Source organism: Salinisphaera sp. C84B14 (assembly GCF_040361435.1).
GTDB lineage: Bacteria > Pseudomonadota > Gammaproteobacteria > Nevskiales > Salinisphaeraceae > Salinisphaera.
The window spans coordinates 1-361 of sequence record NZ_APNL01000050.1; the positions used below are offsets into that span (position 1 = coordinate 1).

General features: G+C 61.2%; 1 pseudogene. It reads right to left on the bottom strand.

What is annotated here, in order from left to right:
* Positions 1-349: pseudogene (locus C84B14_RS17985) on the bottom strand (flagellin FliC); the annotation flags it as partial.
* Positions 350-361: the final 12 nt, after the last annotated feature.

Below are 361 nucleotides of genomic sequence, written 5' to 3' on the forward strand. Positions count from 1 at the left end.
CACCCAGATCGCTGCGCAGATCGTCGACCTGCTTGAGGGCAGAATCCAGGGCTTTCAGCGGATCGGTGGTCGATACGTTGACGCTGTCGGTTTCGGCGACAGTCGTTTCGGCTGCCGGGGCCGCGATACCGCGATTGCTCGCAGTCACTACGCCGCTATCGGAAATCTCGGCTTCCGTATAGACATCTTCGGCGCCCGAGGTGTCCTTGATCGCGTACTTGGTGGCGCCGTCGTCGCCGGTGTACGACACCAGCGACTGGTCGGCCGTCAAGGCGCTCTGGTCATTCGAAGCCAGGGTCTGGCTGGAATCGACGTTGAAGTTGGTCAGGCCGAGCGAAGCCGAATCCATGTTCTCCAGGTT